The sequence below is a fragment of the Kitasatospora sp. NPDC059599 genome (genome assembly GCF_042735125.1).
GTDB lineage: Bacteria > Actinomycetota > Actinomycetes > Streptomycetales > Streptomycetaceae > Kitasatospora.
In genome coordinates this window covers 25,206-51,152 of sequence record NZ_JBHWCL010000006.1, presented here as the reverse complement: position 1 = coordinate 51,152, position 25,947 = coordinate 25,206, and the positions used below count along the sequence as shown (strand labels likewise).

27 protein-coding genes are annotated in these 25,947 nt (G+C 70.3%); 6 read left to right on the top strand and 21 right to left on the bottom strand.

Translation table 11 applies throughout. The features are described 5' to 3' along the window. From rplW to ACFV04_RS03640, 5 genes are all read right to left on the bottom strand, one after another. On the bottom strand, window positions 1-318 hold the full coding sequence (gene rplW / locus ACFV04_RS03660; protein ID WP_030280768.1) for a 50S ribosomal protein L23: 318 nt from the start codon (window positions 316-318) through the stop codon (window positions 1-3). Next, window positions 318-995 (bottom strand): 50S ribosomal protein L4, encoded by a 678-nt coding sequence (gene rplD / locus ACFV04_RS03655; RefSeq protein ID WP_093861718.1) that lies wholly within the window; start codon window positions 993-995, stop codon window positions 318-320. Before rplD ends, rplW begins: the two co-directional genes overlap by 1 nt. Window positions 996-1,000: 5 nt before the next feature. Next, the gene (gene rplC / locus ACFV04_RS03650) at window positions 1,001-1,648 is read right to left on the bottom strand and encodes a 50S ribosomal protein L3 (RefSeq protein ID WP_360254659.1); all 648 of its coding nucleotides are present in this window, start codon (window positions 1,646-1,648) and stop codon (window positions 1,001-1,003) included. Window positions 1,649-1,662: 14 nt separating this feature from the next. Further along, complete coding sequence (gene rpsJ, locus ACFV04_RS03645) at window positions 1,663-1,971, bottom strand: 30S ribosomal protein S10 (RefSeq protein ID WP_012785157.1); 309 nt, start codon at window positions 1,969-1,971, stop codon at window positions 1,663-1,665. A 396-nt stretch (window positions 1,972-2,367) separates the two neighbouring features. After that, entirely contained in the window at window positions 2,368-4,182 is a 1,815-nt protein-coding gene (locus ACFV04_RS03640; protein ID WP_380341320.1) for a hypothetical protein, read from the bottom strand. A 331-nt stretch (window positions 4,183-4,513) separates the two neighbouring features. Between ACFV04_RS03640 and ACFV04_RS03635 the strand changes: the two genes are divergently transcribed. After that, window positions 4,514-5,722 carry an acyltransferase family protein gene (locus tag ACFV04_RS03635; RefSeq protein ID WP_380526592.1) on the top strand — a complete coding sequence of 403 codons (1,209 nt, stop codon included), beginning with the start codon at window positions 4,514-4,516 and terminating at the stop codon, window positions 5,720-5,722. An 85-nt stretch (window positions 5,723-5,807) separates the two neighbouring features. On the opposite strand, the gene ACFV04_RS03630 is transcribed toward ACFV04_RS03635, so the two are convergent. The 8 genes from ACFV04_RS03630 to rfbB form a co-directional block, all read right to left on the bottom strand. Continuing rightward, the gene (locus tag ACFV04_RS03630; protein WP_360254653.1) at window positions 5,808-6,179 is read right to left on the bottom strand and encodes a DUF2304 domain-containing protein; all 372 of its coding nucleotides are present in this window, start codon (window positions 6,177-6,179) and stop codon (window positions 5,808-5,810) included. Further along, on the bottom strand, window positions 6,176-6,865 hold the full coding sequence (locus ACFV04_RS03625) for a glycosyltransferase family 2 protein (RefSeq protein WP_380341326.1): 690 nt from the start codon (window positions 6,863-6,865) through the stop codon (window positions 6,176-6,178). Before ACFV04_RS03625 ends, ACFV04_RS03630 begins: the two co-directional genes overlap by 4 nt. A gap of 48 nt (window positions 6,866-6,913) precedes the next feature. Continuing rightward, entirely contained in the window at window positions 6,914-7,807 is an 894-nt protein-coding gene (locus ACFV04_RS03620; protein ID WP_360254649.1) for a glycosyltransferase family 2 protein, read from the bottom strand. A gap of 6 nt (window positions 7,808-7,813) precedes the next feature. Beyond that, window positions 7,814-8,593 carry a glycosyltransferase family 2 protein gene (locus tag ACFV04_RS03615; protein WP_360254647.1) on the bottom strand — a complete coding sequence of 260 codons (780 nt, stop codon included), beginning with the start codon at window positions 8,591-8,593 and terminating at the stop codon, window positions 7,814-7,816. Further along, a complete protein-coding gene (locus ACFV04_RS03610; RefSeq protein WP_350519905.1) occupies window positions 8,590-8,970 on the bottom strand; it encodes a DUF2304 domain-containing protein in 381 nt (126 codons plus the stop codon). Before ACFV04_RS03610 ends, ACFV04_RS03615 begins: the two co-directional genes overlap by 4 nt. Window positions 8,971-9,091: 121 nt before the next feature. Further along, window positions 9,092-10,411: a hypothetical protein gene (locus tag ACFV04_RS03605; protein ID WP_360254643.1), complete on the bottom strand. Its 1,320-nt coding sequence runs from the start codon at window positions 10,409-10,411 to the stop codon at window positions 9,092-9,094. Then, window positions 10,408-11,322 (bottom strand): dTDP-4-dehydrorhamnose reductase, encoded by a 915-nt coding sequence (gene rfbD, locus ACFV04_RS03600; RefSeq protein ID WP_380341331.1) that lies wholly within the window; start codon window positions 11,320-11,322, stop codon window positions 10,408-10,410. Before rfbD ends, ACFV04_RS03605 begins: the two co-directional genes overlap by 4 nt. Next, window positions 11,319-12,296 carry a dTDP-glucose 4,6-dehydratase gene (rfbB, locus tag ACFV04_RS03595; RefSeq protein ID WP_360254639.1) on the bottom strand — a complete coding sequence of 326 codons (978 nt, stop codon included), beginning with the start codon at window positions 12,294-12,296 and terminating at the stop codon, window positions 11,319-11,321. Before rfbB ends, rfbD begins: the two co-directional genes overlap by 4 nt. Window positions 12,297-12,379: 83 nt before the next feature. Here rfbB and rfbA point away from each other — a divergent pair, with 83 nt between their 5' ends. Together rfbA and rfbC are read left to right on the top strand one after the other, a co-directional pair. After that, complete coding sequence (gene rfbA / locus ACFV04_RS03590) at window positions 12,380-13,255, top strand: glucose-1-phosphate thymidylyltransferase RfbA (RefSeq protein ID WP_360254637.1); 876 nt, start codon at window positions 12,380-12,382, stop codon at window positions 13,253-13,255. Beyond that, a complete protein-coding gene (gene rfbC / locus ACFV04_RS03585; protein ID WP_360254635.1) occupies window positions 13,252-13,851 on the top strand; it encodes a dTDP-4-dehydrorhamnose 3,5-epimerase in 600 nt (199 codons plus the stop codon). The genes rfbA and rfbC overlap by 4 nt, the downstream gene beginning before the upstream one ends. 85 nt (window positions 13,852-13,936) lie before the next feature. Here the strand turns inward: rfbC and ACFV04_RS03580 are convergent, their stop codons facing one another. After that, window positions 13,937-14,374: a GtrA family protein gene (locus ACFV04_RS03580; RefSeq protein ID WP_360254633.1), complete on the bottom strand. Its 438-nt coding sequence runs from the start codon at window positions 14,372-14,374 to the stop codon at window positions 13,937-13,939. A gap of 101 nt (window positions 14,375-14,475) precedes the next feature. On the opposite strand from ACFV04_RS03580, the gene ACFV04_RS03575 reads away from it, so the two are divergent. Beyond that, window positions 14,476-16,050, top strand: a complete 1,575-nt coding sequence (locus tag ACFV04_RS03575) for a DUF2142 domain-containing protein (RefSeq protein WP_380341335.1) — start codon at window positions 14,476-14,478, stop codon at window positions 16,048-16,050. Here the strand turns inward: ACFV04_RS03575 and ACFV04_RS03570 are convergent. The 7 genes from ACFV04_RS03570 to ACFV04_RS03540 form a co-directional block, all read right to left on the bottom strand. After that, entirely contained in the window at window positions 16,037-16,531 is a 495-nt protein-coding gene (locus ACFV04_RS03570) for a GtrA family protein (RefSeq protein WP_360254629.1), read from the bottom strand. The genes ACFV04_RS03575 and ACFV04_RS03570 overlap by 14 nt on opposite strands. Beyond that, entirely contained in the window at window positions 16,528-17,490 is a 963-nt protein-coding gene (locus tag ACFV04_RS03565; RefSeq protein ID WP_380341337.1) for a glycosyltransferase family 2 protein, read from the bottom strand. Before ACFV04_RS03565 ends, ACFV04_RS03570 begins: the two co-directional genes overlap by 4 nt. A 190-nt stretch (window positions 17,491-17,680) precedes the next feature. Further along, a complete protein-coding gene (tuf, locus tag ACFV04_RS03560; protein ID WP_031063092.1) occupies window positions 17,681-18,874 on the bottom strand; it encodes an elongation factor Tu in 1,194 nt (397 codons plus the stop codon). Between the two features lie 220 nt (window positions 18,875-19,094). Continuing rightward, the gene (gene fusA / locus ACFV04_RS03555; protein ID WP_360254625.1) at window positions 19,095-21,200 is read right to left on the bottom strand and encodes an elongation factor G; all 2,106 of its coding nucleotides are present in this window, start codon (window positions 21,198-21,200) and stop codon (window positions 19,095-19,097) included. Window positions 21,201-21,239: 39 nt separating this feature from the next. Then, window positions 21,240-21,710, bottom strand: a complete 471-nt coding sequence (gene rpsG / locus ACFV04_RS03550) for a 30S ribosomal protein S7 (RefSeq protein WP_188306747.1) — start codon at window positions 21,708-21,710, stop codon at window positions 21,240-21,242. Window positions 21,711-21,712: 2 nt separating this feature from the next. Continuing rightward, the gene (gene rpsL, locus ACFV04_RS03545) at window positions 21,713-22,084 is read right to left on the bottom strand and encodes a 30S ribosomal protein S12 (protein WP_014144289.1); all 372 of its coding nucleotides are present in this window, start codon (window positions 22,082-22,084) and stop codon (window positions 21,713-21,715) included. A 417-nt stretch (window positions 22,085-22,501) separates the two neighbouring features. Then, window positions 22,502-23,101, bottom strand: a complete 600-nt coding sequence (locus tag ACFV04_RS03540) for a DUF1707 and DUF4190 domain-containing protein (RefSeq protein WP_380341340.1) — start codon at window positions 23,099-23,101, stop codon at window positions 22,502-22,504. Between the two features lie 242 nt (window positions 23,102-23,343). Between ACFV04_RS03540 and ACFV04_RS03535 the strand changes: the two genes are divergently transcribed. Together ACFV04_RS03535 and ACFV04_RS03530 are read left to right on the top strand one after the other, a co-directional pair. Beyond that, on the top strand, window positions 23,344-24,285 hold the full coding sequence (locus ACFV04_RS03535; RefSeq protein ID WP_380526587.1) for an ABC transporter ATP-binding protein: 942 nt from the start codon (window positions 23,344-23,346) through the stop codon (window positions 24,283-24,285). Next, a complete protein-coding gene (locus ACFV04_RS03530) occupies window positions 24,282-25,904 on the top strand; it encodes a transporter (RefSeq protein ID WP_380526585.1) in 1,623 nt (540 codons plus the stop codon). Before ACFV04_RS03535 ends, ACFV04_RS03530 begins: the two co-directional genes overlap by 4 nt. The last annotated feature ends 43 nt before the right edge of the window (window positions 25,905-25,947 follow it).

Below are 25,947 nucleotides of genomic sequence, written 5' to 3'. Positions count from 1 at the left end.
TTAGGAGACCGGACCACCGAAGATGTCGATGCGGTTGCCCTCGGCCAGCGTCACGATGGCGCGCTTGGTGTCCTTGCGCTTGCCAAAGCCCGTCTTGGAGCGCTTGCGCTTGCCCTGACGGTTGATCGTGTTGACAGCCTCGACCTTGACCGAGAAGACCGCCTCGACGGCCTGCTTGATCTGGGTCTTGTTGGCGCCCGGCGACACGATGAACGTGTACTTGTTCTCGTCGAGAAGGCTGTAGCTCTTCTCGGAGATGACCGGCTTCACCAGGACGTCACGGGGGTCCGTGAACGTCTTGCTCGTAACGTCGCTCATCAGGCGGCGCTCCCTTCGAGCTCGCCCTCAGCGGCAACGGCCTTGGCGGACGCGGCGGGACCCGCCACGAAACGCTCGAAGGCGGCCTGGGTGAAGACCACATCGTCGGAGACGAGCACGTCGTAGGTGTTCAGCTGACCGGCGTCCAGGATGTGCACGTGCGGCAGGTTCCGGGCGCTCTTCAGACCCAGCTCGTCGGCACGCTCGACGACGAGGAGGATGTTCTTGCGCTCGGTGATCTTGCCGAACAGGCCCTTGGCGGCCTTGGTCGACGGCACCTCGGCCGCGACCACGTCGGTGACGACGTGGATGCGGTTGTGGCGGGCCCGGTCGGTGAGCGCACCGCGCAGGGCGGCGGCGATCATCTTCTTCGGGGTCCGCTGCGAGTAGTCACGCGGCACGGGACCGTGCACGACGCCACCGCCGGCGAACTGCGGCGCACGGGTCGAGCCCTGACGGGCGCGGCCGGTGCCCTTCTGGCGGTACGGCTTCTTGCCGCCACCGCGGACCTCGCCACGAGTCTTGGTCTTGTGGGTGCCCTGACGGGCCGCAGCGAGCTGCGCCACGACGACCTGGTGCATCAGCGGAACGCTGACCTTCGCGTCGAAGATCTCGGCCGGCAGCTCCAGGCTGCCGGTCTTGTCACCCGAGGGCGACAGGATGTCAATGGTGCTCATATCCTTCACAGCCCCTTCGCCGCGGTGCGGACGAGGACGAGGCCGCCGTTCGGGCCCGGGATCGCACCCTTGATCAGGAGCAGACCCTTCTCCGCGTCAACCGCGTGCACGGTCAGGTTCTGGGTGGTCACACGCTCGTGACCCATCCGGCCGGCCATCTTCAGGCCCTTGAACACGCGGCCCGGGGTGGCGCAGCCACCGATGGAACCGGGCGAACGGTGCTTGCGCTGCACGCCGTGACCGGCGCCGAGGCCCTTGAAGTTGTGACGCTTCATGACACCGGCGAAGCCCTTGCCCTTGGAGGTGCCGGTCACGTCGACCTTGACACCCGCCTCGAACAGCTCAGCGGTGATCTCCTGGCCGAGGGTGTACTCGGACGCGTCCGAGGTACGGAGCTCGACCAGGTGGCGGCGCGGGGTGACACCGGCCTTGGCGAAGTGGCCCGCGAGGGGCTTGTTCACCTTGCGGGGGTCGATCTCGCCGAAGCCGATCTGGACGGCGTCGTAGCCGGCCGGGCTGTCGGCGGTGTGGACCTGGGTCACGACATTGGGCCCAGCCTTGACGACGGTCACCGGAACGACCCGGTTGTTCTCGTCCCAGACCTGGGTCATGCCGAGCTTCTCGCCCAGGATGCCCTTAATCTGCTTAGCCATCTTCGGTGCGCCTCTCAGAGCTTGATCTCGATGTCGACGCCAGCCGGCAGGTCGAGACGCATGAGCGAGTCAACCGTCTTCGGCGTGGGGTCGAGGATGTCGATCAGACGCTTGTGAGTACGCATCTCGAAGTGCTCGCGCGAGTCCTTGTACTTGTGCGGCGAGCGGATGACGCAGTACACGTTCTTCTCAGTGGGCAGCGGCACCGGGCCCGCGACCTGCGCACCAGTACGGATCACCGTCTCGACGATCTTCTTCGCCGAAGAGTCGATGACCTCGTGGTCGTAGGCCTTGAGCCGGATGCGGATCTTCTGTCCCGCCATGGCTACTCAGTAGTCCTTTGTCCTTAGTCACTGCACGACCACCCTCCGACCCCCGCGCTCGGGCGTGTCGCCTGCGCGCTTGCAAAAAACCAACGAATCACTTCGTCGGTTTCGAACTTTCGGGGTTGGGGGCGCCGGGCCGAGGCCCCGCTCACGCTTCCCGGAAGATTCCCGTACTTTCGCCCCGCAGCTGCCGTGGCGTAGAACTCACGCTTGACGGCCATCACGGGAACGACGAGTAGATGGGACTCGCTTCCGGTCCTCCCGGCGGGAGGCGCGCAGCATCGGCACTCAACCGAGCAACTTGGACATACTGCCACATGGAGCAGTCGAGATGCCAATCGGGGCCGGTGAGGTGCTCCTCACCGGCCCCGACGGGGTGATCGACCGCGAAGGTCAGTTCGCGGGCGGGCGCCCGCAGGTCACGTCCACGTCCCTCGACGTGGTGTTGGCGCACCAGAGCTTCATCGGGTCCGGGCCGAAGGTGTACTCGGTCAGGTCCATGTTGATCGGGTTGCAGGCCTGCTTGCCCTTGTACGGCGAGTACTTGGGGCACTGGCCGTTGTCGAGCTGCTGCAGGTGGGCGCGCAGCGCGTCCAGGCCCATGTCCTCGACGCCCGGGTTGGTGGAGGGCATGAAGCGGTTGGCCGACCAGGAGCCGCCCATGGTCGCGAACAGGGCGAGCGCGCACACCAGGCCCGCGGCCAGCTGCGCCATCACCCGCGGCGAGATCCGGGCGGCCCGGGACGGGGCCACCTCGGCCAGCGTGCTCCGGACCCAGCCGAAGCCGCGCTGGTAGGTCAGCATGACGCCCATGACGGCCAGGATGATCAGGCAGTAGAAAATTATCCAGGTCGTGCGCGGGTAGAGCTGGACGGCCTGGTTGTGCTCCATGTGCGAGGCGAACCAGAAGCGCATCAGCCAGGCGCCGGCGAGGACCATGCCGGCGGTGCGGATCACCATGTTGCGCAGGCCAAGGCCCACGCCGATGCCCACGCCGAGCAGCAGGAGCACACCGAAGCCGGTCTGCCCGGCGATGTCGCCCTGGCCCGGCCAGTTGTGGTACGTCAGGTCGCCGGAGCGGTCCGAGGCCCAGCCCATGACGTAGGCCGGGTCGATGTAGGTGTTGATGTAGGCGTAGCGGTCGAGCGTGGAGGCCCCGAGGCGGACCAGCTGGTAGAGCAGCGGAGCGCCGATGACGCCGGCGGTGACCAGCATGGCGCCGAGGAAGACCAGCGCGCGCTTGAGGGCGCTCCGGCCGCGGCGCCACGGGAAGATCATCAGGACCAGGACGAACGAGCCCGGCGCCGCCCACAGGTACCAGCCCGAGTACCAGAGGAACATCACCCCGAACGCGGCGCCGAAGCCGAGGCCGCGCAGCAGCGCCGAGCGGGTCGAGAGTTCGTCGACCCGGCGGATCTCCCGGAAGCAGGCCGCCAGCAGCGGCAGCAGCACCAGCATCGAGCCGTGGCTGTACGGGCGGATCGGGTCGAGGAAGACGATCGACGCCGGCACCGCGATCGCCATCGCCCAGAACGGGCGCAGCAGCAGGCGCCAGGACAGGTAGGCCATCGGGCCGACGAGCGCGCTGAGGATCAGCTGCAGGTCCTTGAGCGCGTGGCCCACACCGGCGATGCCGTTGTGGAAGAACTTGGCCCAGACCGCGAGCAGGGCGGGGAACAGCGGGGGGTACACCCCGGGCAGGCCCTTCCCGCGCAGCATGTCGTTGGCCATGCCCATCAGGTTGCCCGGGTCGCCCTCCTGGCCGCCGAGGCCCCAGGGGGTGCCGTGCAGGGCGACCACGATGCCGCCGGCCACCACGCCGGTGCCCAGGCCCGCGACGGCGGCGCACGCCAGCCGCTGCGCGACCCGGTAGTAACGCAGCGTCCCGCGGTAGGCGAGCAGCAGCAGCACCGCGAGGACCGGGATGCCCAGGAGCGCCGCGTACTGCTGGATCTTGGCGAGCCCGCTGACCTGGCCGATCCGGGTGGTGGGGTTGACGCTGATGTGCGTGCACAGCAGCATGAAGCCGAGCGCGACGCCGACGCTGACGAGGCCTTCCGCCAGCGGGAGGAACCAGCGCTTCTCCGTCCACCGCGAGAAGCGGTCGCCCCGACGGCCGCTCGGCGATCCGTCGGAGGACGCCGTGGTCGCCTCGTCGTCGGGCACGCCGGCGCGGCCGCCGACGACGTCCGGGGCCAAATCCGTCATGTCTCTTCGCTTCCGTGAAGCGGCGCACTGCCGCGGGTCGGACCGGCTCGCCGGATGCGGGCGAGCTCTGCGGGCGGCGGCCGAGCGCCCGATCGGCACAGGTCGGCCGAAACTCCTGACGTGCTGCGGGCCTCCGGCGGATGGATCATCGCCGCCGGCGATGCCGGGCCCTGGCCGGGACTCATGGTAATCGCACCCCCAAGAGCGTGTCATGGCGTGCCCCCGGCCCATCAGGGGCCCCTGCCGCCCCGGTGGGGGCCCGGCCCCGGCGGATAGGGTGAGGCGCGCAGTCCACGTCCCTCCACGACCACCGGCCCGGAGTCCCCCGCCCATGTCGCACACCGCACGCAAGAGGTCGGTCCTGACGGCCAGTCCGCCGCTGTCGGAGGCCCTCGGACGGAAGAACGGCTTCGGCCTCCTCCGGCTCGTCCTCGCCCTGGCCGTGATCTTCGCCCACGCGATGCCCCTGGGGCTGGGCAAGGCCGACCTCGGGCTGCTGGAGAGCCGCGGCCAGACCAACGTCGGCGCGATCGCGGTGAGCGGCTTCTTCGTGCTCTCCGGGCTGCTGATCACCCGCAGCGGCATGCGGCTGAGCCCGGCCCGGTTCCTCTGGAACCGGGCCATCCGCATCCTCCCCGGGCTCTGGGCCTGCCTGCTGCTGACGGCGCTCGTGGTCGCCCCGGTCGTCGCGTACCACCAGGGCCGGCTGGCCGGTTTCTGGTCGCACCCGGAGGGGCCGCTGGCGTACCTGGAGGCCAACTGGTCCATCGGAGTGTCCCAGTGGGGCATCTCCGGGCTGCTCGACCACGTGCCGCACCCCACCGCCTTCAACGGCTCGGTGTGGTCGCTGGCGTACGAGGTGCTCTGCTACCTGCTGGTGGTCGCCCTGGCCGCGGTCGGCGTGCTGCGCCGGGCGCGCTGGGCCGTCGCGGTGATGGTCCTCGGGCTCTACGCGTACATGGTCCACCTCGCCTCGGACTTCCACCTGCTGCGCGCCCCCGAGTACGCGCCGGCCGGCCTCACCGGCTGGCAGCTGCCGTTCCTGGGCTCGATCAGCCTGGACATGTTCATACCGCTGACCTTCATGTTCGGCCTCGGCGCGGTCGCGGAGCTGTACAAGAACCGGCTGCCGATCAACGACCCGGCCGGTGTCCTGGCCGCCCTCGTCTTCCTCGGCACCGCCCGGTACGGCGGCTTCACCCTGTTCGGCCTGCCGGCCTTCGCCTACCTGCTGATCTGGCTGGCCTGCCGGATGCCCGGCCCGCTGACGAAGGTCGGCACCAAGGTCGACCTCTCGTACGGGGTGTACATCTACGCGTTCCCGATCCAGCAGTGCCTCGCGCTCTGGGGCGTCAACAAGCACGGGTACTGGACCTACACCGCGGCCTCGGTGGCGCTCTCGGTCGTCGCCGCGTTCTGCTCCTGGCACGCCGTGGAGAAGCCGGCGCTGAAGCTGAAGGACCTGGGCCTGCGCAAGCCGCCCCGGCAGGAACAGCCGCTGGCGGCGCCGGCTCGGCCGCTGTCGCAGGCCTCGGCCTGACCCCCGCCCCCGAACGGAACCGGGCCCGGTACGCACACCGCGTACCGGGCCCGGTTCGTCGGCCCCCGACGGGGACCGGACGGAGCTAGCCGGAGACCTTCTCGTCGAAGCGCTCCTGGTTGAGCCGCGCGCCCTCGGTGATGGCGACGGTGCGGGCCATGTCGGTGAGCTTCTTCTCCAGGGAGCGGAAGCGCAGGTAGGTGTTGAGCGCCAGGAAGGCCAGCGCCAGCACCATCATGTACAGCACCAGGTCGGTGCCGCGGCCGACGCCCAGCCGGTTCGCCACCCAGGTGACGTCGCCCGGACGCAGCACCGCGTAGATGTTCGCCAGCACGAACAGCACGAAGGCGATGCGCTTCCAGGCCCTGGTGTTGGTCCGGTCCCAGCGCCGGATGAAGATGAGCGCCGCCGTGCCGGAACCCAGCACCAGCACCAGTTGGATCCAGAAGTACTTCATCGCCGGCCACGCTCCCGGAGCGAGATGTCGAAGAGGATGTTGACGCCGTTGATCAGGGACTGGCCCTTGGCGCGCGAGTATTCGGTGTAGAGGATGTCCACGGGGACCTCCACGACGCGCAGCGAGGACTTCGCCAGCAGGCCGACGATCTCCGAGGCGTGGGCCATGCCGTTCATCGTGATGCGCAGCTGGGAGGCCGCCTCGCGGTTGATCACGCGCAGGCCGTTGTGCGAGTCGGTGAGCTTCAGCTTGCGGGCGGTCGGGCTGACGGCGGCCGCCGTGCGGAGCACCACGCGCTTGATCATCGGGACCTGCTCGGACTGCTCGATGAAGCGCGAGCCGAGGACGACGTCCGCGGTCCCGCCGCGCAGCACGGCGACCATCTTCTCGACGTCGGCCGTCTGGTGCTGGCCGTCGGCGTCGAAGGTGGCGAAGTACCGGGCGTCGGGCTGCTGCAGCGCGTAGGAGAGCCCGGTCTGCAGGGCGGCGCCCTGGCCGAGGTTGACCGGGTGGCGCACCAGGTGGGCGCCGGTGGTCAGGATGTGCTCGGCCGAGCCGTCGGTGCTCCCGTCGTCGACCACGACGATGTTCGGGAACGTCCTGCGGGCGTTCTCCACCACATCGGCGATCACCTGGCCTTCGTTGTAGGCGGGGATCACCAGCCAGACGTCGTCGTATTGGGACATGGTCGCTTCCTGGGCGCTGGGAGGGGCTTGCTGGAGGGTTCTCACGGGTCAGGCCCGGCGGCCGGCCACATGGCTCAGCATCGCCCCGACGCCCCGCAGGCCCGCCTTGCGGCCGGCCGCGGGGATCATGCTGAGCGCGTGCAGCCGGGACGAGACGAAGCGGCGGGAGATGGTGGCCGCCCGGTGCCAGCCGTGGGCGTCCAGCCGGTCCGCGGTCTCCCGGAAGAAGCGGCGGGCCTCCTCGAAGCGCTTGCCCGTGAAGGCGGTGACCGAGGACTCGCTGACCGCGTGCCGCCGGTAGCTGAAGCACACCTCGGGCACGACCGCCAGCGAGACGTCGGCGAGGAGCAGGTCGACGATGATCGCGAGGTCCTGGATGACGCCGAGGTCCGCCCGGAAACCGGTCGCCTGCATCTCCTTGGTGCGCCAGCACACGGACGGGAAGTACAGCCAGTCGCCGCGCATCAGGCTCATCGCGAGCGGCTCGCCGGACATCAGCAGCGGCCCCGGGTCCTTCGGCGCGTACAGCCGGCGCTTGACCGTGTCGGCGAGGCTGCCGACCGGGTTGCCGTCGGCGCCGATGACCAGCACGCCGGGCTGGACCATGCCGGCGTCCGGGAAGCGCTCCAGCGCGTCCCGGACCACCTTCAGGTAGTTGGGGTGCATCAGGTCGTCGCAGCCCATGAGTACGAGGTGGTCGTACTCGGCGAGCTGGACGCAGCGGTTGAAGTTGCCGCTGACGCCGAGGTTGGTCTCGTTGCGCAGGTACCGCACCCGCGGGTCCGCGAGGGACTCGAACCAGCCGGGGACGTCCGGCTCCTTGCCGTCGTCGACGACCGTGAGGCGCCAGTCGTCACCGTCCTGGGCCAGCACGCTGCGGACGGCGTCCTGCATCAGCCGGACGTCGCCGTAGTACGGCATCAGGATCTCGAAACGGGACATCGGGTACTAGACCTTGCCAATGAGCTCGGGCCGGCGGGCGGCGGCGCGGGTGGCGGGCTCGATGGCCTTCACGTTCGCGGGCATGCGGCGGATGAGGGCGAGCAGCAGCACCAGGCCGGCCCGGGCCAGGTAGATCGTCGCCTTGATCGGGGAGGCGGAGGGCGTGCCGGTGGTCCGCTCGCGCATCGCGACCGGGACCTGGCGGATGACGAAGCCGCAGCGGGCCGCGCCGACCATGCTCTCGATGGTGTCGCCCAGGTACTCGACCGGGTACCAGTGCGAGAAGAACTCGATCATGGGCTTGTTGCAGGCCTTGAAGCCCGAGGTGGTGTCGGTGAGCCGGGTCCTGGCGACCCGCGACAGCACCACCGAGAGCAGCTTCATCGCCCAGGAGCGCGGGCCGCGCACCTTGTACGAGCCCTCGCCGGCGAAGCGGGCGCCGATGACCAGGTCGGCCTCGTCGCGGAGCTTCTCCAGCAGTGCGGGCACGTAGGCCGGGTCGTGCTGGCCGTCGGCGTCGCACTGGATCGCCACGTCGTAGTCGTGCAGGTGCGCGTAGCGGTAGCCGAAGCGCATCGCGCCGCCGACACCGAGGTTGTACGGCAGCTGCGCGACCTTCGAGCCGTACGCGGCGGCGACCGCCGCGGTGCTGTCCGTCGAACCGTCGTCGACCACCAGGGTGTCCACGCCGGGGAGCTTCTGCTGGATCTCGCGGAGGATCTTCGGCAGGCCCTCGGCCTCGTTCCAGGCGGGGAGGATGATCAGAACCCGCTTGCCGTCGATCATGCCTTCACCTCGGGGTCGTTCACGTCGCTGCCGGAGCGGGCAATCGGGAAGTCGTGGTGCTCGGCGAGGTGGGCGCGCATCATCGCGACGTCCTCGGCCAGGGTGCGGGTCTCGGCCTCCAGCCGGCTCGTCTCCCAGCTGAGGTGCACGCAGACCAGCAGGACCAGCACGAAGCCGGCGAACAGGACGAGGCTGACCCCGGAGGCCACGCCGAGGCGGCGCGCGGTCGAGTCCAGCAGCCGGGGGAAGAAGCCCAGCGGGGCGATCACGACGCCGATGGCCAGCCAGAGGGCCGCGTACTTCTCCCGGAGCTGCTGACGACGCAGCAGCTCCAGGATCCACACGAGCACCAGCACGCCGGTGATCGAAGTCAGCACACTCAGCTGCACGATGGATCTCGCCTTTCACGCTTCGGTGAGGCATGGGGGTGAATGGAGCACATGCTAGGGATATCGGTACCGCGGGGCGTCTCCGGGGGGAGCTGTGACGACATCGTGATCAGCTCGCGGAGACCGAGTCGGCGGAGACGGCGACCGGTGACGAGTCCGCACCGGCGCCGCGCACGCTACCGTCGCCGCGCAGCGCCAGCAACATGATCACGAGCACCACCAGCGGACCGGCGGTGTAGGCGGCCTCCACCCGGACGGCGGGCGATCCCGGGAGGCAGGTCACCAGCAGCAGGGTCGCGGTGCCGAGCGCCCATCCGAGCAGCTGGCGACGGTGGTGGCCGCGGGCGATGACCGCCTGGCCGACGACCGTGGCGAGCAGGTAGGCGAGCGTGCCGACCGAGAGCCAGAGGAAGTCCACCGGACCGAGAGCATGCCGGTCCGCGTTGAACGCGATGTGAATCACCCATGGCCCCAGGACCACGGCGGGCACCCCGCCGAGGACACCGAGGGCCGCCACCATGCCGCAGGTCTTGGTCAGGAGCTTGCGGAAGCCCGCCCGGTCGCCGGTCGCCACGGCCGTCGACAGCCCCGACATCAGGGAGGCCTGCAGCGCGCCGAAGACGAACAGCGGGACCCGGCTGAGCACCATCGCGCCGGTGAACGCGCCGACCAGCACGGCCTGCGAGGGCGCCAGCACCTGGATGCTGAGCACCGCGGCGTTCGCGACGAACTGCGCCAGCAGGAACGAGACGGTCAGCATGCCCAGGCCGCTGCACAGCTCCCGCCAGCCGATGGTCGGCCCCGGAAGAGCGATCCGCAGCGTCCGCGGCAGGCTGACCAGCATGGCCAGCAGCGGGGAGACCGCCAGGATCAGGCTGTACGCGAGCGCGGAGTGCACGCCCGCCACCAGCAGACCGACCGAGAAGACGATCCGCAGGACGCCGTCCAGCCCGAGCTGCAGGCCGTACGCACCGAAGTGCCCGAGACCGGCCAGCACGCCGCGGGTCAGGTAGCAGGCGGCCGGTCCGACGAACGCGGCGGCCAGCGCCACGACCAGGCTCCGGTCGCCGTGGAAGAACACGTCCGCGAGCTGCCGGGAGAACACCCCGAGCCCGACGAGCACCACCAGCAGCAGTCCGCCGGTCAGCACCGCCGCCTTGCGCAGCACCGGGGCCGCGCCCTCGCCGCGGGCGGTCCGGGCCGCGATCACCCGGGTCAGCTCCTGCTCGACCGGGAAGAACAGCCCGAGCGCGAAGGACATCGCCATCGTCCACAGGACGGAGACCTCGGCGAGCGACTCGCGGTCGAGCGCGTGCCCGGCCACCGCGAGGTGCGCGTACGAGGCCACCCCGAGGGTGACCGTCCCGACGCCGACCGCCAGCAGTCCCGGCGGCAGCGCGCGCGTCAGCCGGCCGAGCACGCCGCTCACCGCTCCGCCGCGGTGCGCAGCGCCCGGAAGGCCGGGCGCTCCAGGGCCTCGGCCAGCATGGCCCGCCACTCGGGCAGGGGCGCCAGCCCGGCGGCGGCCCAGCGGTCGTGGCCCAGCACGCTGAACGCGGGACGGACGGCCGGTCGGACGAACGCCTCCGAGGTGGTCGGGCGGATCCGCTCCGGGTCGAGCCCGCTCAGCGCGTAGGCCTCCCGGGCCAGCCCGCACCAGGTGGTCCGGCCGCTCGCGGTGCCGTGGTAGACCCCGGCCGGGGCCCGTCCGGCGAGCGCGGCCCGGCCGAGTTCGGCCAGGCGGCCGGCGAGCGCGTACGACCAGGTCGGCTGGCCGTGCTGGTCGTCGACCACGTCCAGGGTCTCCCGCTGGGCGGCCAGCTTGAGCATGGTGGCCACGAAGTTCGGGCCGTGCTCGCCGTACAGCCAGGCGGTCCGCACGACGTAGCCGTGCTCGGGGAGCAGTTCGGCGACGGCCCGCTCCCCCACCAGCTTGCTCCGGCCGTACGCGTTGACCGGCGCGGTCGGGGCGTCCTCCGGGCAGGGCTCGGTGGCATCGCCCGGCAGGACGTAGTCGGTGGAGACGTGCAGCAGCCGGGCACCGGTCTTCGCGCACGCCGCGGCGAGGAGGCGCACACCGGTGCCGTTGACGGCGGTGGCGGCGTCCTCCTCGGTCTCGGCGGCGTCGACGTTCGTCCACGCGGCGCAGTTGACCACGACGTCGTGGCCCTCGACGGCGGCCAGCACGGCCGCGGCGTCGGTGATGTCGAGGTCCGCCCGGCGCAGCGCGGTGATCTCGGCGGTCGGGTCGGTGGCCAGCACCGACAGCAGGTCCTGCCCGAGCATCCCGGCCGCGCCGGTGACCAGCCAGCGCACCCGGCCGGCGGCGTTCGCGGTCACTTGGCCAGGGCCGCCTTCTGCTTCAGCGGCTCCCACCAGGCGCGGTTCTCGCGATACCAGGCGATGGTCGCGGCGAGGCCGTCCGGGAAGGACACCTGCGGCTCGTAGCCGAGCTCCTCGCGGATCTTGCTGATGTCCAGGGAGTAGCGCAGGTCGTGGCCCTTGCGGTCCTCGACGTACTCGACCATGTCCCAGCCGGTGCCCGCGGCCTCCAGCAGCAGGCCGGTCAGCTCCTTGTTGGTGACCTCGGTGCCGCCGCCGATGTTGTAGACCTCGCCGGCGCGGCCGCCGCGCATGACCAGCTCGATACCCCGGCAGTGGTCCGCGACGTGCAGCCAGTCGCGGATGTTGCCACCGTTCCCGTACAGCGGCACCTTCTTGCCGTCGATCAGGTTGGTGGTGAACAGCGGGATGACCTTCTCCGGGAACTGGTAGTGCCCGTAGTTGTTGGAGCAGCGGGTCACCACGACGTCCATGCCGTGGGTGCGGTGGTACGCCAGCGCCAGCAGGTCGGAGCCGGCCTTGGAGGCCGAGTAGGGGGAGTTCGGGGCCAGCGGCCAGGTCTCGGTCCAGGAGCCTTCGCTGATGGAGCCGTAGACCTCGTCGGTGGAGACGTGGACGAAGCGGCCGACGCCGTGCTTGCGGGCGGAGTCGAGCAGGACCTGGGTGCCCAGGACGTTGGTCACGACGAACGGGCCCGCGCCGGCGATCGACCGGTCCACGTGCGACTCGGCGGCGAAGTGCACCACCACGTCGTGGCCCGGCATGACCTGGTCGACGGCGTCCGCGTCGCAGATGTCGCCCTGGACGAAGGCGTAGCCCTGGTGGTCTGCCACCGGGGCCAGGTTCTCCAGGACGCCCGAGTAGGTGAGCTTGTCGAAGACGGTTATCCGGGCGCTCTCATCCGCTCCGAGGAGCTGACGGACGAACTCCGAACCGATGAATCCGGCGCCGCCGGTCACGAGGATGCGCATAATGCGCGTAGTCTACCGTCGCCGATCGGCCCGCTCGAACGGCCCGGGACGGGGCGCCCGCAGCTCTCACTTAAGCTGCTCGCATGCGTGGAATCCTCCTGGCCGGCGGGACCGGCTCGCGCTTGTGGCCACTCACCCGGGCGGTCTCGAAGCAGCTGCTCCCCGTCTTCGACAAGCCGATGATCTACTACCCGCTATCCACCCTGGTGATGGCGGGCATCAGCGAGATCCTGATCATCACCACCCCCGCCGACCGCGAGCAGTTCGAGCGCCTGCTGGGCGACGGCTCGCAGCTCGGCCTCAAGCTGGAGTACGCCGTCCAGGAGAAGCCCGAGGGCATCGCCCAGGCCTTCGTGCTCGGCGCCGACTTCATCGGTGACGAGTCCGTCGCCCTCATCCTCGGCGACAACATCTTCCACGGCAGCGGCCTCGGCACGCGCCTGGCCGAGCACACCGACTCGGCCGGCGGCCGGGTCTTCGCCTACCCGGTGGCCGACCCGACCGCGTACGGCGTGGTCGAGTTCGACGAGAACGGCCAGGCGATCTCCATCGAGGAGAAGCCCGAGAAGCCCAAGTCGCGCTACGCCGTCCCCGGCCTCTACTTCTACGACAACCAGGTCGTGGAGATAGCCCGCGGCCTGAAGCCCAGCGCGCGCGGCGAGCTGGAGATCACCGCCGTCAACGACGCCTACCTGCGCAAGGGCGAGCTGAACGTCACGATCCTGGACCGCGGCACCGCCTGGCTGGACACCGGCACCTTCGTCTCGATGGTGCAGGCCTCGGAGTTCGTCCGGGTCATCGAGGAGCGCCAGGGCTTCAAGATCGGCTGCATCGAGGAGGCCGTCTGGCGGGCCGGCCTGATCGGGTCCGAGCAGCTGCGCGAACTCGCCGAACCGCTGCTGAAGAGCGGCTACGGACAGTACCTGCTGGCCCTGCTGGACGAGGAGGACGCCCGGTGAAGTTCCGCGAACTGAGCATCGAGGGTCTGGTCGAGATCACCCCGCAGCTGCACGGCGACCCGCGCGGGATGTTCACCGAGTGGTACCGCTTCGACCGGCTGGCCGAGGTCGTCGGCCACCCGCTGCGGCTGGCCCAGGCCAACCTGTCGGTGTCCTCCCGCGGCGTGGTCCGCGGCATCCACTTCGCCGACGTCCCGCCCGGCCAGGCCAAGTACGTGACCTGCGTGCGCGGCGCCGTGCTCGACGTCATCGTCGACCTGCGGGTCGGCTCGCCGACCTTCGGCCGTTGGGAGGGCGTCCGGCTGGACGACGAGGAGCGCCGCGCGGTCTACATCCCGGAGGGCCTCGGCCACGGCTTCTGCGCGCTGAGCGACGACGCCACGCTCTCGTACCTCTGCTCCGAGACGTACAACCCGACCGGCGAGCACTCCGTCCACCCGCTCGACCCCGACCTGGGCATCGAGTGGCCGGCCGAGCAGCCGCTGCTGTCGGCCCGGGACGAGGCCGCGCCGTCGCTGGCGGAGGCGATCTCCTCCGGCCTGCTGCCGAACTACGAGGCGTGCAAGGCGTTCACCGAGGGCCTGCGCACCCCATAGGACCGAGCCCGGTGGGACCGAGGTCCCGCCACCGGAACGCACGAAGGCCCGGCCGGAGGAATCCGGCCGGGCCTTCGTCGTGCGGTCAGTTGTCCCGGAACACCCAGTACTTGTAACCGAAGTAGTTGACCACCGAGAGGAGCACCAGCGCGACCGCGCGGGCCAGCAGGTAGAAGAGGCCCAGCTTCACCAGGCCGCCGACCAGCAGCACGGTGCCGACCCAGTTGCCGCCCGCCATCACCAGGTAGCGGACGGTCTGCTTGCCGACCGGCGAGGAGCTGTCGAAGGCCCAGATCCGGTTCAGCACGAAGTTCGTCGTGAAGCCCGCCAGCACCGCGACGAGGGTCGACGGGGCGAGCGGCAGGTCGAGCACCCCGTGCAGGACGTACAGCAGGCCCATGTCCACGGTCGTGCTGGTGACGCCGGCGGCCAGGAACCGCACCGCGCTATGGCCCAGGAGTCCGGCGATCCGGCCCTTCACGGTGGATCCGGACACTTCCGAGGGCGATTCCAGTTGAGTCACGGGGGAATCGTAAGTGCAACGCCCGGCGGCCACACAGCCGCCCGGGCAGGGCCGATTCGGCCACCCGTTATCTTGGTCGCGTGTCCTCATACTCCCCCGCCGTGACCTCTCCTCCCTCGCCCGCCGCGAGCGGATCCGGCCACGATTCCCGTGGTCCGGGCCACCTGCTGTTCCGGCGGACCTGGTGGACCGCGTTCATCGGGTTCTTCCTCGTCTGCGCCGGCTGGGCCCTCGCCTCGCCGTACGACGCGAGCCCGGACGAGCGGGAGCACATCATCCGCGCGGTCGGGGTGGCCCGGGGCGAGTTCGCGCCCAAGCCGGAGGCAGCCGGCGGCGGCATCGGCGCCTTCCAGAACGTGCCGGCCTCGATCGTCCGGGACAACTGCTGGTGGTTCGACCCCACCAAGTCGGCGGCCTGCGCCAAGGCGCCCGGTGGTGAGGACCAGCACGTCGAGCGGGTGGGCACCAGGGCCGGCCGCTACAACCCGGTCTACTACGCGCTCGTCGGCTGGCCGATGGCCCTGTGGCCGAACTGGCTGGGCCTCACGCTGGCCCGGCTGGTCAGCGCGGGCCTGGTCGCGGCGCTGCTCGCCTCCGCCGCGCACAGCCTGGTCGCCTGGACCAGGCACCGGATCGCGGCGGCCGGTCTGCTGGTCGCGGTCACCCCGATCACCGCGCACCTGGCGGGCTCGATCAACCCCAACGGCATCGAGATCGCGGCCGGGGTGGCCCTGGTCGCCGCCCTGATCCCGACCCTGCTGGACCCGGAGCAGCCGCTGCGCCGCGCGGCCATGGTGCAGATCGGCATCGCCGGTTCGGTGCTCATGACGGTCCGCGCGCTCGGGCCGCTCTGGTGCGCGGCGATCTTCGGGATCATGCTGGTCCCGGCCAAGCGCGAGCGGCTGAAGCAGCTGCTGCGCTTCCGGCCGGCCTGGTGGACGGTCGGCGCCCTGGGTGCGGCCGGCGCCGCGGGGGCGCTGTGGACCGTGGTCATGAAGGCCTCCGAGCTGATGCCCGTCCAGGTGCCGCCCGGCATAACGGTGCCCAAGGCGCTGCGGCACGAGGTGATCGTGCGCTGGCCGGACTACTTCACCGAGGTGATCGGTGTGCCGTCCTGGCTCGACACGCACCTGCCCGCCACCGCGTACTACCTCTGGTACCTGGCGATCGGCTGCCTGGTGCTGCCGGCGCTCGCCTTCGGCGCGTGGAGCGACCGCTGGCGGGTGCTCGCCTTCTTCCTCGCCCCGTTCGCGGTGATCACGCTCTCGGACGCGATCTCGGCGCACAAGGTCGGCTTCGTCGGCCAGGGCCGGTACCTGCTGCCGGTCGCCGTCGGGGTGCCGCTGGTCGCGGCCTTCGTCCTCGGCCGCCGCGGCGTGCTCGAAGGGGCCCGGTCGGCCTCGCTGGTGCGCACGATCGCGCTGCTGGTGCTGCCGCTGCAGCTGGCGTTCCTGGGGTACACCATGATCCGCTGGCAGGCCGGCGTCGGCACCTCGGTGGACTACACCCCGCTGAACCCGCTGGCCGGCGCCTGGCACCCGCCGGCGGGCTCGGCGACCGCGCTGCTGACCGCGGCGGCCGGCTGCGTGGTGCTCGGGATCTGGGCGTGGACCAGCACCGGCAGCCGTGCCGGGGCCGAACCGGCGGAGCGGGCCACCGGGGTCAGCGCTTCCTGAAGACCCACAGTTTGAGGAGGACGAACCGGGCCACGGTGGCGAGACCGTTCGCCGCCACGAGCCCGGTCACCTCCACCGCACGGGACGCGTGCGGCACCGCCGCGCCGAGCAGCGCCAGGGCACCGCTGCTGAGGCCGAGCCCGATCAGGAACGCCACCAGGCCCTGCAGCTGGTGGCGCACCGCGCCGTCCGAGCCGGTGATGCCGAAGGTGAAGCGGCGGTTGGCCGCGGTGTTGGCCACCGCGCTGACGGCCAGCGCGACCAGGTTGGCCACCTGCGAGGAGGCGACCAGGCGCAGGGCGACGAACAGCGCCAGGTAGAAGAGGGTGCTCAGCACCCCGATGACCAGGAAGGACGGCAGCTGCCGCCGGACCGTTCGCGGGCCGGCGGCTTCTTCGTCCCGGCCGTCGTGCCCGTGCTGCCCGTGGTGCGCGCCGTGATCGTCGTGCTCGTCCCGGTCCGCGGAGAGGATCTCGTTCACTCGCCCGTACCGTACCGGTCCGGCTCCTCGGCCGAGTCGTAGCCGACGAAGTAGGCGGGCCGGGCCTGGACCGCCGAGTAGATCCGGCCGACGTACTCGCCGAGCAGTCCCACGCAGACCAGCTGGACGGCGCCGATGAACAGCATCCCTATGAACAGCGAGGACCAGCCCGGCACGGTGGAGCCGAGCGCGTACGCGATCGTGGTGTAGAGCGCCAGCGCGATGCAGACCAGGAAGCTGAACAGCCCGAGCCAGGTCGCCAGCCGCAGCGGGGCCGCGGAGAAGTTGGTGACGCTGTCCAGCGCCAGCCGGACCATCTTGGACAGCGGGTAGTGGGTGCTGCCCGCGACCCGCTCCTCGCGCACGTAGACCACTTCGCCGCTGGGGAAGCCCAGCCACGGCACCAGCAGCCGGTAGACCGGCTGGTGCTCGGGCATCGCCTTCAGCGCGTTCACGGCGGCCCGGCTGAGCAGCCGGAAGTCGCCGGCCTGGTTGGGCATCCGCTTGCCGACCAGCTTGCGCATCAGCCAGTAGTAGGCGCCGGCGGTGTGCCGCTTGAAGAAGGTGTCGGTGCCGCGGTCCCCGCGGACGCCGTAGACGATGTCGAGGCCCTGCTCGCGGGCGAGCTCCAGCATCTCGGGGATCTTCTCCGGCGGGTCCTGCAGGTCCGCGTCGATGGAGACGACGTAGTCGCCGAAGGCGCGGTGGATGCCGGCGGTGAGGGCGGCCTGGTGGCCGGAGTTGCGGGCGAAGCGGACGATGCGGAACTCCGGCCAGTCCTGGCGGATCTTCTGCATCAGCACCGGGGTCGCGTCGGTGCTCCCGTCGTCGACGCCGACCACCTCGTAGGTGACGCCGAGCCCGTCGAGGATCGGCCGCAGCCGTTCCACGGTCAGCGGGAGCGCCTCCTGCTCGTTGTAGATCGGCATCACGACCGACAACAGCGGTGCCGTTGACATGCGTTGGTCCCACTTTCCGCGACGGCGGGGCTGGTTGGTGGCCCGACCATAACAGTCTGCGATGAGCGGCCCCTGAAAGGAGGCGCGCTCCGGTGAGTGCCCCGTGAGACGCCGAAGGGCCCCGCGCACCGTGCGGTGCGCGGGGCCCTTCGGACTCAGCCTGTACGGGGCAGGCAGGTCAGATCGTCAATTACTTGATGATCTTGGTGACCTGGCCGGCGCCGACGGTGCGGCCACCCTCACGGATGGCGAACTTCAGGCCCTCCTCCATGGCGATCGGCTGGATCAGCGCGACCGTCATGGCGGTGTTGTCGCCCGGCATGACCATCTCGGTGCCCTCGGGGAGGGTCACGACGCCGGTCACGTCCGTGGTACGGAAGTAGAACTGCGGGCGGTAGTTGTTGAAGAACGGGGTGTGGCGGCCACCCTCGTCCTTCGACAGGATGTAGGACTGGGCCTCGAAGTCGGTGTGCGGCGTAACCGAACCCGGCTTGATGATGACCTGGCCGCGCTCGACGTCCTCGCGCTTGATGCCACGGAGGAGCAGACCGACGTTCTCACCGGCCTGGCCCTCGTCGAGCAGCTTGCGGAACATCTCGATGCCGGTGACCGTGGTGGTGGTCTTGGTCTCCTTGATGCCGATGATGTCGACAGTCTCGTTGACCTTGAGGATGCCACGCTCGATACGACCGGTGACGACGGTGCCACGACCGGTGATCGTGAAGACGTCCTCGATCGGCATCAGGAACGGCTGGTCCACGGCGCGGGCCGGGGTCGGGATGCTCTCGTCGACCGCGTGCATGAGGCCGAGGAGCTTCTCGCCCCACTCCTTGTCGCCCTCCAGCGCCTTCAGCGCGGAGACGCGGACGACCGGCAGGTCGTCGCCCGGGAACTCGTACTCGGAGAGGAGCTCACGGACCTCGAGCTCGACGAGCTCCAGGATCTCCTCGTCGTCCACCATGTCGGCCTTGTTCAGGGCGACGACGATGTAGGGGACGCCGACCTGGCGGGCCAGGAGGACGTGCTCCTTGGTCTGCGGCATCGGGCCGTCGGTGGCGGCGACGACGAGGATCGCACCGTCCATCTGGGCCGCACCGGTGATCATGTTCTTGATGTAGTCCGCGTGACCCGGGCAGTCGACGTGGGCGTAGTGACGCGCCTCGGTCTGGTACTCGACGTGCGCGATCGAGATGGTGATACCGCGCTGCCGCTCCTCCGGCGCCTTGTCGATCTGGTCGAACGGCGTGAAGGGGTTGATCTCCGGGTACGCGTCGTGCAGCACCTTGGTGATGGCCGCGGTAAGGGTCGTCTTACCGTGGTCGATGTGACCGATGGTGCCGATGTTGACGTGGGGCTTCGTCCGCTCGAACTTCGCCTTCGCCACTGCAGTCCTCCTGAGGACAGATCCTGTACGCCGTGCTGACGTCAGTTGGTCTTGTATCGGGCTTGGTCCGTGATGCCGGAAGCACCTCGTACCGTCCCGCGGGTGGGGGCCGGAGGCCCCGGGAGGATCCGTCCGGATCCTCCCGGGTCGCCTCCTCATAGCCTAAGGGGTCGAAATCATCCCGAATGTCGGACTGATTCCGAGGCCGACAGAGCCGGACCTACTCGCCCTTGGACTTGGCGATGATCTCCTCAGCCACGGCCTTGGGGACCTCGGCGTACGAGTCGAACTGCATCGAGTAGCTGGCGCGACCAGAGGTCTTGCTGCGCAGGTCACCGACGTAGCCGAACATCTCGGAGAGGGGCACCAGCGCCGTGACGACGCGGGCACCGTGACGCTCGTCCATGGACCGGATCTGGCCACGGCGAGAGTTGATGTCGCCGATCACGTCGCCCATGTAGTCCTCGGGCGTGGTGACCTCGACGGCCATCATCGGCTCGAGAAGGACCGGCTTGGCCTTCTTCGCGCCTTCCTTGAAGGCCATCGAACCGGCGATCTTGAACGCGAGCTCGGAGGAGTCGACGTCGTGCGCCTGGCCGTCCAGCAGGCTCACGCGGACACCCTGCAGCGGGTAGCCGGCGAGGATGCCGAACTCCATGGCCTCCTGGCAACCGGCGTCGACCGACGGGATGTACTCCCGCGGAACGCGGCCACCGGTGACCTTGTTGACGAACTCGTAGCCCTCGGCCTGCTCGAGCGGCTCGATCGCGATCTGCACCTTGGCGAACTGACCGGAACCACCGGTCTGCTTCTTGTGGGTGTAGTCGATGCGCTCGACGGCCTGACGGATCGTCTCGCGGTACGCGACCTGCGGCTTGCCGACGTTGGCCTCGACCTTGAACTCACGCTTCATACGGTCGACCAGCACCTCGAGGTGCAGCTCGCCCATACCCGCGATGATGGTCTGGCCGGTCTCGTCGTCCGTGTTGACCTGGAAGGACGGGTCCTCCTCGGCGAGACGCTGGATGGCGACACCCAGCTTCTCCTGGTCACCCTTGGACTTGGGCTCGATCGCGACGCGGATGACCGGGGCCGGGAAGTCCATGGACTCCAGGATGACCGGCTGCTTCTCGTCGGACAGCGTCTCACCGGTGGTGGTCTGCTTCAGGCCCATGACGGCGACGATGTCGCCGGCGCCCACCGACTCGATCTCCTCACGCTTGTTCGCGTGCATGCGGTAGATCTTGCCGATGCGCTCCTTCTTGCCCTTGACGGCGTTCAGCACCGAGGTGCCGGACTCCAGGCGACCGGAGTAGATCCGGACGAAGGTGAGCTTGCCCAGGTGCGGGTCGGACATGATCTTGAACGCCAGCGCGGACAGCGGCTCGTCGTCCGACGCCTTGCGGGAGATCTTGACCTCGGCGTCGTTGGGCTTGGTGCCCTCGACCGAGCCGATGTCCAGCGGCGACGGCAGGTACTTGACGACCGCGTCGAGCAGGGGCTGAACGCCCTTGTTCTTGAAGGCGGTACCGCAGAAGATCGGGGTGAAGTCCGAGTTCAGGGTGCCCTTGCGGATGACGTCCTGCAGCAGCTCGACCGGGATCTCGGCCTCTTCGAGGGCGAGCTCCATGATCTCGTCGCTGATGTTCGAGACGGTGTCGATCAGCTGGGTGCGGTACTCGTCCGCCTGCTCCTGCAGCTCGGCCGGGATGTCGACGATGTCGTACATCTCGCCCTTGGCGGCCTCGGCCGACCAGACCAGCGCCTTCATGCGGACCAGGTCGACGACGCCCTGGAAGTCCGCCTCGGCACCGATCGGGAGCTGCATGACCAGCGGGGTGGCGCCGAGGCGGTCCACGATGGTCTGCACGCAGAAGAAGAAGTTCGCGCCCGTGCGGTCCAGCTTGTTGATGAAGCAGATGCGCGGGACGCCGTAGCGGTCAGCCTGCCGCCACACGGTCTCGGACTGGGGCTCGACACCGGCGACACCGTCGAACACCGTCACCGCACCGTCGAGGACGCGCAGCGAACGCTCCACCTCGACGGTGAAGTCGACGTGACCCGGGGTGTCGATGATGTTGATGGTGTTGTCGACGTCGTCGACCGTCCAGTGACAGGTCGTCGCGGCCGACGTGATCGTGATGCCGCGCTCCTGCTCCTGCTCCATCCAGTCCATGGTGGCAGCGCCATCGTGGACCTCACCGATCTTGTACGAGACACCGGTGTAGAACAGGATCCGCTCGGTGGTGGTGGTCTTGCCCGCGTCGATGTGCGCCATGATCCCGATGTTGCGGACCCTGGCGAGGTCAAGGGAGGTTGCAGCCATGGTGGCTCGTTCTCTCTCTGTCTAGTGACGGGGTAGGGACTACCAGCGGTAGTGCGCGAAGGCCTTGTTGGACTCGGCCATCTTGTGGGTGTCCTCGCGACGCTTCACGGAAGCGCCCAGGCCGTTGCTGGCGTCGAGGATCTCGTTCATCAGGCGCTCGGTCATGGTCTTCTCGCGACGGGCGCGGGAGTAACCGACCATCCAGCGCAGCGCCAGGGTGCTGGCGCGGCCCGGACGGACCTCGACCGGAACCTGGTAGGTCGCGCCACCGACACGGCGGGACTTGACCTCGAGGGCCGGCTTGACGTTCTCCAGCGCACGCTTCAGCGCGACGACCGGGTCCGCGCCGGTCTTCTCACGAACGCCCTCGAGGGCGCCGTAGACGATCCGCTCGGCGGTGGAGCGCTTGCCGTGCAGCAGGATCTTGTTGACCAGCTGGGTGACGACCGGGGAGCCGTAAACCGGGTCGATGATGACCGGGCGCTTCGGGGCGGGGCCCTTACGAGGCATTCTTACTTCTCCTTCTTGGCGCCGTAGCGGCTGCGGGCCTGCTTGCGGTTCTTGACACCCTGGGTGTCGAGCGAACCGCGGATGATCTTGTAGCGGACACCAGGAAGGTCCTTCACACGACCACCGCGCACCAGCACGATGGAGTGCTCCTGCAGGTTGTGGCCCTCGCCCGGGATGTAAGCGGTGACCTCGATCCCGCTGGTGAGGCGCACACGGGCGACCTTACGAAGCGCCGAGTTCGGCTTCTTCGGGGTGGTCGTGTACACACGCGTGCAGACCCCACGGCGCTGCGGGGAGCCCTTCAGCGCGGGAGTCTTGTTCTTCTCGACCTTGTCCTGCCGGCCCTTTCGGACCAGCTGCTGGATCGTAGGCACCGTTTCTCCGTTTTCTGTGTGCCAAGGCTTGGTGGAACTAACCTGCGGTGTCTCCCTCGCACACGGCCCCGTGGTCGACCCACGCGGTCGGGTGTGTTGGGCTTTTTCCGGCACGGAATCCCATGGCTGATGTACAGCGACGGCGCTCTACGCGCGGGGCGCTGGAAAGCGCTCCGGCTCGGCGCGGCGACCGGTGTGCATGCACGCACAAGGACCCGGGGACACCCCAGGCACAAGGTCAGAGCGTACCTAGCGCATGGGGCGCGGTCAAAACAAATGCAACGCCGCAGGTCGCCGCCTTCGGCCGGGCGTCACGCGGGTGTCCCGCACGTGACCGCCCGGTGTCGGGCCGTCTCCACCCGCTCTACCACAGTCGCCGACCGGTCGCCACCGGAGCACCGGGCCGGGCCGACCGGCTCAGGCGATGCCCGCCAGGATCAGCAGGGTCCAGAACGCCGAGCCCATGTACCCGATGACCAGCCCGACGACCGCCGCCCAGTCGCCGTCCATGTTGCGCTGCCGGATCTGCGAGCGGGCGATGTGGCCGGTGACCACCGCCGGAAGGGACAGGCCGATCAGGCTGGAGAGCAGGGAGACCACCGCCAGCACGCTGGTGGGGCGGGCCGGCGGGGGCGCGGCGGGCAGGAAGGTGGCCGGAACCGGCGGGCCGGCCGGGGCGGGCGTCACCATCGGGCCGACGGGCAGGTCCGCCACCAGCGCGGCCAGCTGGCCGTAGGTCTGCGCGCCGGCCGCGGCCTCGTGCCGCTGCTCGTACTCCTGGACGGACAGCCGACCCTCGGCGAACGCGGCCTTCAGCACGTCGACCGTGCGGTCGCGGTCCGCGTGGCCCGCCCGCATCGCGTCCTGCGGGGACGGGGCCGGGACCGCGGCCGGCTGCCAGCCGACGAGCGGCCGACGATCCGGGCCGTGGCCGTGGCCGTGGCCGTGCCGACCGGGCTCCCGGCCGTGGCCGTACTCGTGGCCGGGACCGGGTTCGCCCCACGGTTGAACGGACATCCGCCACCTCCCGGTACCGCGGCACCCCCGCGCACCCTCACTCGTCCTCATAGTGCAGGACGAACAGGCGAACTGAGTAGTTGCCAATTCGGCCCAGTAGCTGTCGGAACGGGAAATCCGAGCGGCGCGCCTCACCCGTTCGGCGGACAGGCTCAGGGGATCCTCAACTCGGGCGACAGCCCGTCCGGGCAGTGACACGCTGAAACCCGGGAGTCACGTCCACCACGAACCGAGAAGGCCGCATGCAGGCGTCAGCAGCACCGTCCTCCGACCACCCCGAACCAGGCGCCCCGTCCGCCGTCAGCATCCGCGGACTGTGGAAGCACTTCGGCACCCAGGCCGCCGTGGCCGGGCTGAACCTGGAGCTGCCGGCGGGCTCGTTCATCGGCCTGGTCGGCCCGAACGGCGCCGGGAAGACCACCACGCTCTCCATGGCCACCGGACTGCTCCGGCCCGACCAGGGCACCGTCCTGGTCCACGGGACCGACGTCTGGGCCGACCCGGTCGAGGTCAAGGCACGGATCGGCATCCTGCCCGAGGGCCTGCGCATGTTCGAGCGGCTCAGCGGGCGCGAACTGCTGCAGTACACCGGCCGGCTGCGCGGCCTGCCCGGCGCCGAGGTGGACCGCCGGGCCGAGGAACTGCTGGCCGTCCTGGACCTCGGCCGGGACGCCGACAAGCTGGTCGCCGACTACTCCACCGGTATGCGCAAGAAGATCGGGCTGGCCGCCGCGCTGCTGCACAACCCCGACGTGCTGTTCCTCGACGAGCCCTTCGAGGGCGTCGACCCGGTCTCCGCCCAGACCATCCGCGGCGTGCTCAAGCGGTACGCGGCGGCCGGCTCCACGGTCGTCTTCTCCAGCCACGTGATGGAACTGGTCGAGCAGCTCTGCGACTGGGTCGCGGTGGTCAACGCGGGCCGGGTGATCGCCCAGGGCCCGCTGGACTCGGTACGGGACGGGCGCAGCCTGCACGAGGCCTTCCTCGACCTGATCGGCGTCCGCGAGGACGACGGGCAGGCGCTCGGCTGGCTCGGCGGCGGCCGGGGCGGGGACGGTCCTGCCACGGGCGGCCCGGTCGCGGACGGCCCGGTCGCGGGCGGCCCGGTCGCGGGCGGCCCCGTCGCAGGCGGCCCGGTCGCGGGCGGCCCGGTCGGCGGCGGGCAGTTCGGGGGCGGGCAGTGAGTGCGGCCGCACCCCACGCGGTGCCGGACGGGCGGACGGTGGTCCGCGCCCTGGTGGCACTCAAGCTGCGGCTGCTGCGCAACGGGCTGCGGCGCAGCCCCGGCCGGACCGCCGTCTACGTGATCGGCGGCCTCCTCGGCCTGGCCTTCGCGAGCGGCATCGCCGTCGCCATGGCCGCGCTGAACGGGCGCTTCGCCGGTTCCGGGGACGCCGGGGTGATGCTGCTCGGCGTGCTGACCCTGGGCTGGGCCGCCCTGCCGCTGTTCCTGTTCTCCAGCGACGAGAGCGCCGACCCGACCCGGCTCACCATGCTGCCGCTGCGGCCCGGCCCGCTGCTGCGCGGCACGCTGCTGGCCGCGCTGATCGGGCCAGGCCCGCTGACCAACCTGGTTCTGGTGACCGGCGCGGTGCTGGCCGGCGCGGGCGGCGGCGCCTCGGCCGCGGTCGCCGTGGTCGGCGTGCCGCTGGCGGTGCTCTGCCTGGTCACGCTCTCCCGGGCAGTCGCGGCCGGCAACGCCCGGATGCTGTCCAGCCGGCGCGGCAAGGACTTCGCGATCTTCGGCGGGCTGGCCTTCGCGCTGCTGATCCAGGCCGCCAACGTCGGTTCGCAGAGTGTCTTCGGCCGTCCCGGCCAGAACATCGACCTCAGCCCGCTGAAGCCGATCGCCTCCGTGCTGCGCTGGATCCCGCCGATCAGCGCGGCGGACGCCCCGCGCACCGCCGCCGAGGGCCGGTACGGGCTCGCGCTGCTGCAGCTCGCCGCGGCCCTCGTGCTGCTGGCACTGCTGCTGCGCTGGTGGCGCGGCAGCCTGCAGGAGCTGATGGTCACCGCCGACTCCTCCACCCTGGAGGTGGCCCGCGGGGTCCAGCGCTCGCGCGGCTGGTCCTTCCTGCCCGAGGGCAGGACCGGCGCGGTGATGCAGCGCCACCTGCGGTACGCCTGGCGCGAGCCGCGGGCCAAGGCCGCGCTGTTCACCAGCATCGGCATGACGGCGGTGGTCTGCCTGCTGTCGATGGTCCAGGGCTGGGCGAGCGTCTACCTGCTGGCGATGACCGGGATGTTCCTCGGGCTGCAGATGCTCAACCTGTTCGGCATGGACGGCTCGGCGTTCTGGATGGTCGCCGCCACCCTGCGCACCCCGGCCGACGCCCGGGACGAACTGCGCGGCCGGGCGTACGCGGTGCTGTCGTACGCGATCCCGGTCACGCTGGTGCTCGGGATCGCGCTGGCCGCCGTCACCGGCGGATGGGCCGAGCTGCCGTCCGCCCTCGGCCTCGCGTGCGCGCTGCTCGGCTGCGGAGTGGCGCTCGGCGCGATGTTCAGCGTGCTGGTGCCGTACACCATGCCGGCCGACAGCAACCCGATGCGCAACGCCGCCCCCGGCCAGGGCGGGCTGATCATGCTCAACTCGTTCGGCTCGATGTTCGGCGTCGCGCTGCTCACCCTGCCGGTGGGCGGCTACCTCGGCTGGGCGCTGCTCTCGGACGGACCGACCTGGCCGGTCCTGCTGATCGGCCCGCTCTACGGCGCCCTGGTCGCCGTCCTCGGCATCCGGCTGGCGGCCACCCGGCTGCTGGAACGCACCCCGGAGATCCTGGCCAAGGCCGTCGAGCGCTGAGCCGAACCGTGCCGCCCGGCGCCCGGTCCCGCCCCGGGGCCGG

What these genes read in the sequence shown, in the direction of transcription:
- rplW (WP_030280768.1), bottom strand. Translation starts at nt 318, where the DNA reads ATGAGCGACGTTACGAGCAAGACGTTCACGGACCCCCGTGACGTCCTG.
- rfbA (WP_360254637.1), top strand. Translation starts at nt 12,380, where the DNA reads ATGCGTGGAATCCTCCTGGCCGGCGGGACCGGCTCGCGCTTGTGGCCA.
- ACFV04_RS03635 (WP_380526592.1), top strand. Translation starts at nt 4,514, where the DNA reads ATGTCGCACACCGCACGCAAGAGGTCGGTCCTGACGGCCAGTCCGCCG.
- rfbB (WP_360254639.1), bottom strand. Translation starts at nt 12,296, where the DNA reads ATGCGCATCCTCGTGACCGGCGGCGCCGGATTCATCGGTTCGGAGTTC.
- ACFV04_RS03620 (WP_360254649.1), bottom strand. Translation starts at nt 7,807, where the DNA reads ATGTCCCGTTTCGAGATCCTGATGCCGTACTACGGCGACGTCCGGCTG.
- rplC (WP_360254659.1), bottom strand. Translation starts at nt 1,648, where the DNA reads ATGGCTAAGCAGATTAAGGGCATCCTGGGCGAGAAGCTCGGCATGACC.
- ACFV04_RS03625 (WP_380341326.1), bottom strand. Translation starts at nt 6,865, where the DNA reads ATGTCCCAATACGACGACGTCTGGCTGGTGATCCCCGCCTACAACGAA.
- ACFV04_RS03640 (WP_380341320.1), bottom strand. Translation starts at nt 4,182, where the DNA reads ATGACGGATTTGGCCCCGGACGTCGTCGGCGGCCGCGCCGGCGTGCCC.
- rpsG (WP_188306747.1), bottom strand. Translation starts at nt 21,710, where the DNA reads ATGCCTCGTAAGGGCCCCGCCCCGAAGCGCCCGGTCATCATCGACCCG.
- ACFV04_RS03615 (WP_360254647.1), bottom strand. Translation starts at nt 8,593, where the DNA reads ATGATCGACGGCAAGCGGGTTCTGATCATCCTCCCCGCCTGGAACGAG.
- rplD (WP_093861718.1), bottom strand. Translation starts at nt 995, where the DNA reads ATGAGCACCATTGACATCCTGTCGCCCTCGGGTGACAAGACCGGCAGC.
- ACFV04_RS03565 (WP_380341337.1), bottom strand. Translation starts at nt 17,490, where the DNA reads ATGTCAACGGCACCGCTGTTGTCGGTCGTGATGCCGATCTACAACGAG.
- fusA (WP_360254625.1), bottom strand. Translation starts at nt 21,200, where the DNA reads ATGGCTGCAACCTCCCTTGACCTCGCCAGGGTCCGCAACATCGGGATC.
- ACFV04_RS03630 (WP_360254653.1), bottom strand. Translation starts at nt 6,179, where the DNA reads ATGAAGTACTTCTGGATCCAACTGGTGCTGGTGCTGGGTTCCGGCACG.
- ACFV04_RS03535 (WP_380526587.1), top strand. Translation starts at nt 23,344, where the DNA reads ATGCAGGCGTCAGCAGCACCGTCCTCCGACCACCCCGAACCAGGCGCC.
- rpsJ (WP_012785157.1), bottom strand. Translation starts at nt 1,971, where the DNA reads ATGGCGGGACAGAAGATCCGCATCCGGCTCAAGGCCTACGACCACGAG.
- ACFV04_RS03540 (WP_380341340.1), bottom strand. Translation starts at nt 23,101, where the DNA reads ATGTCCGTTCAACCGTGGGGCGAACCCGGTCCCGGCCACGAGTACGGC.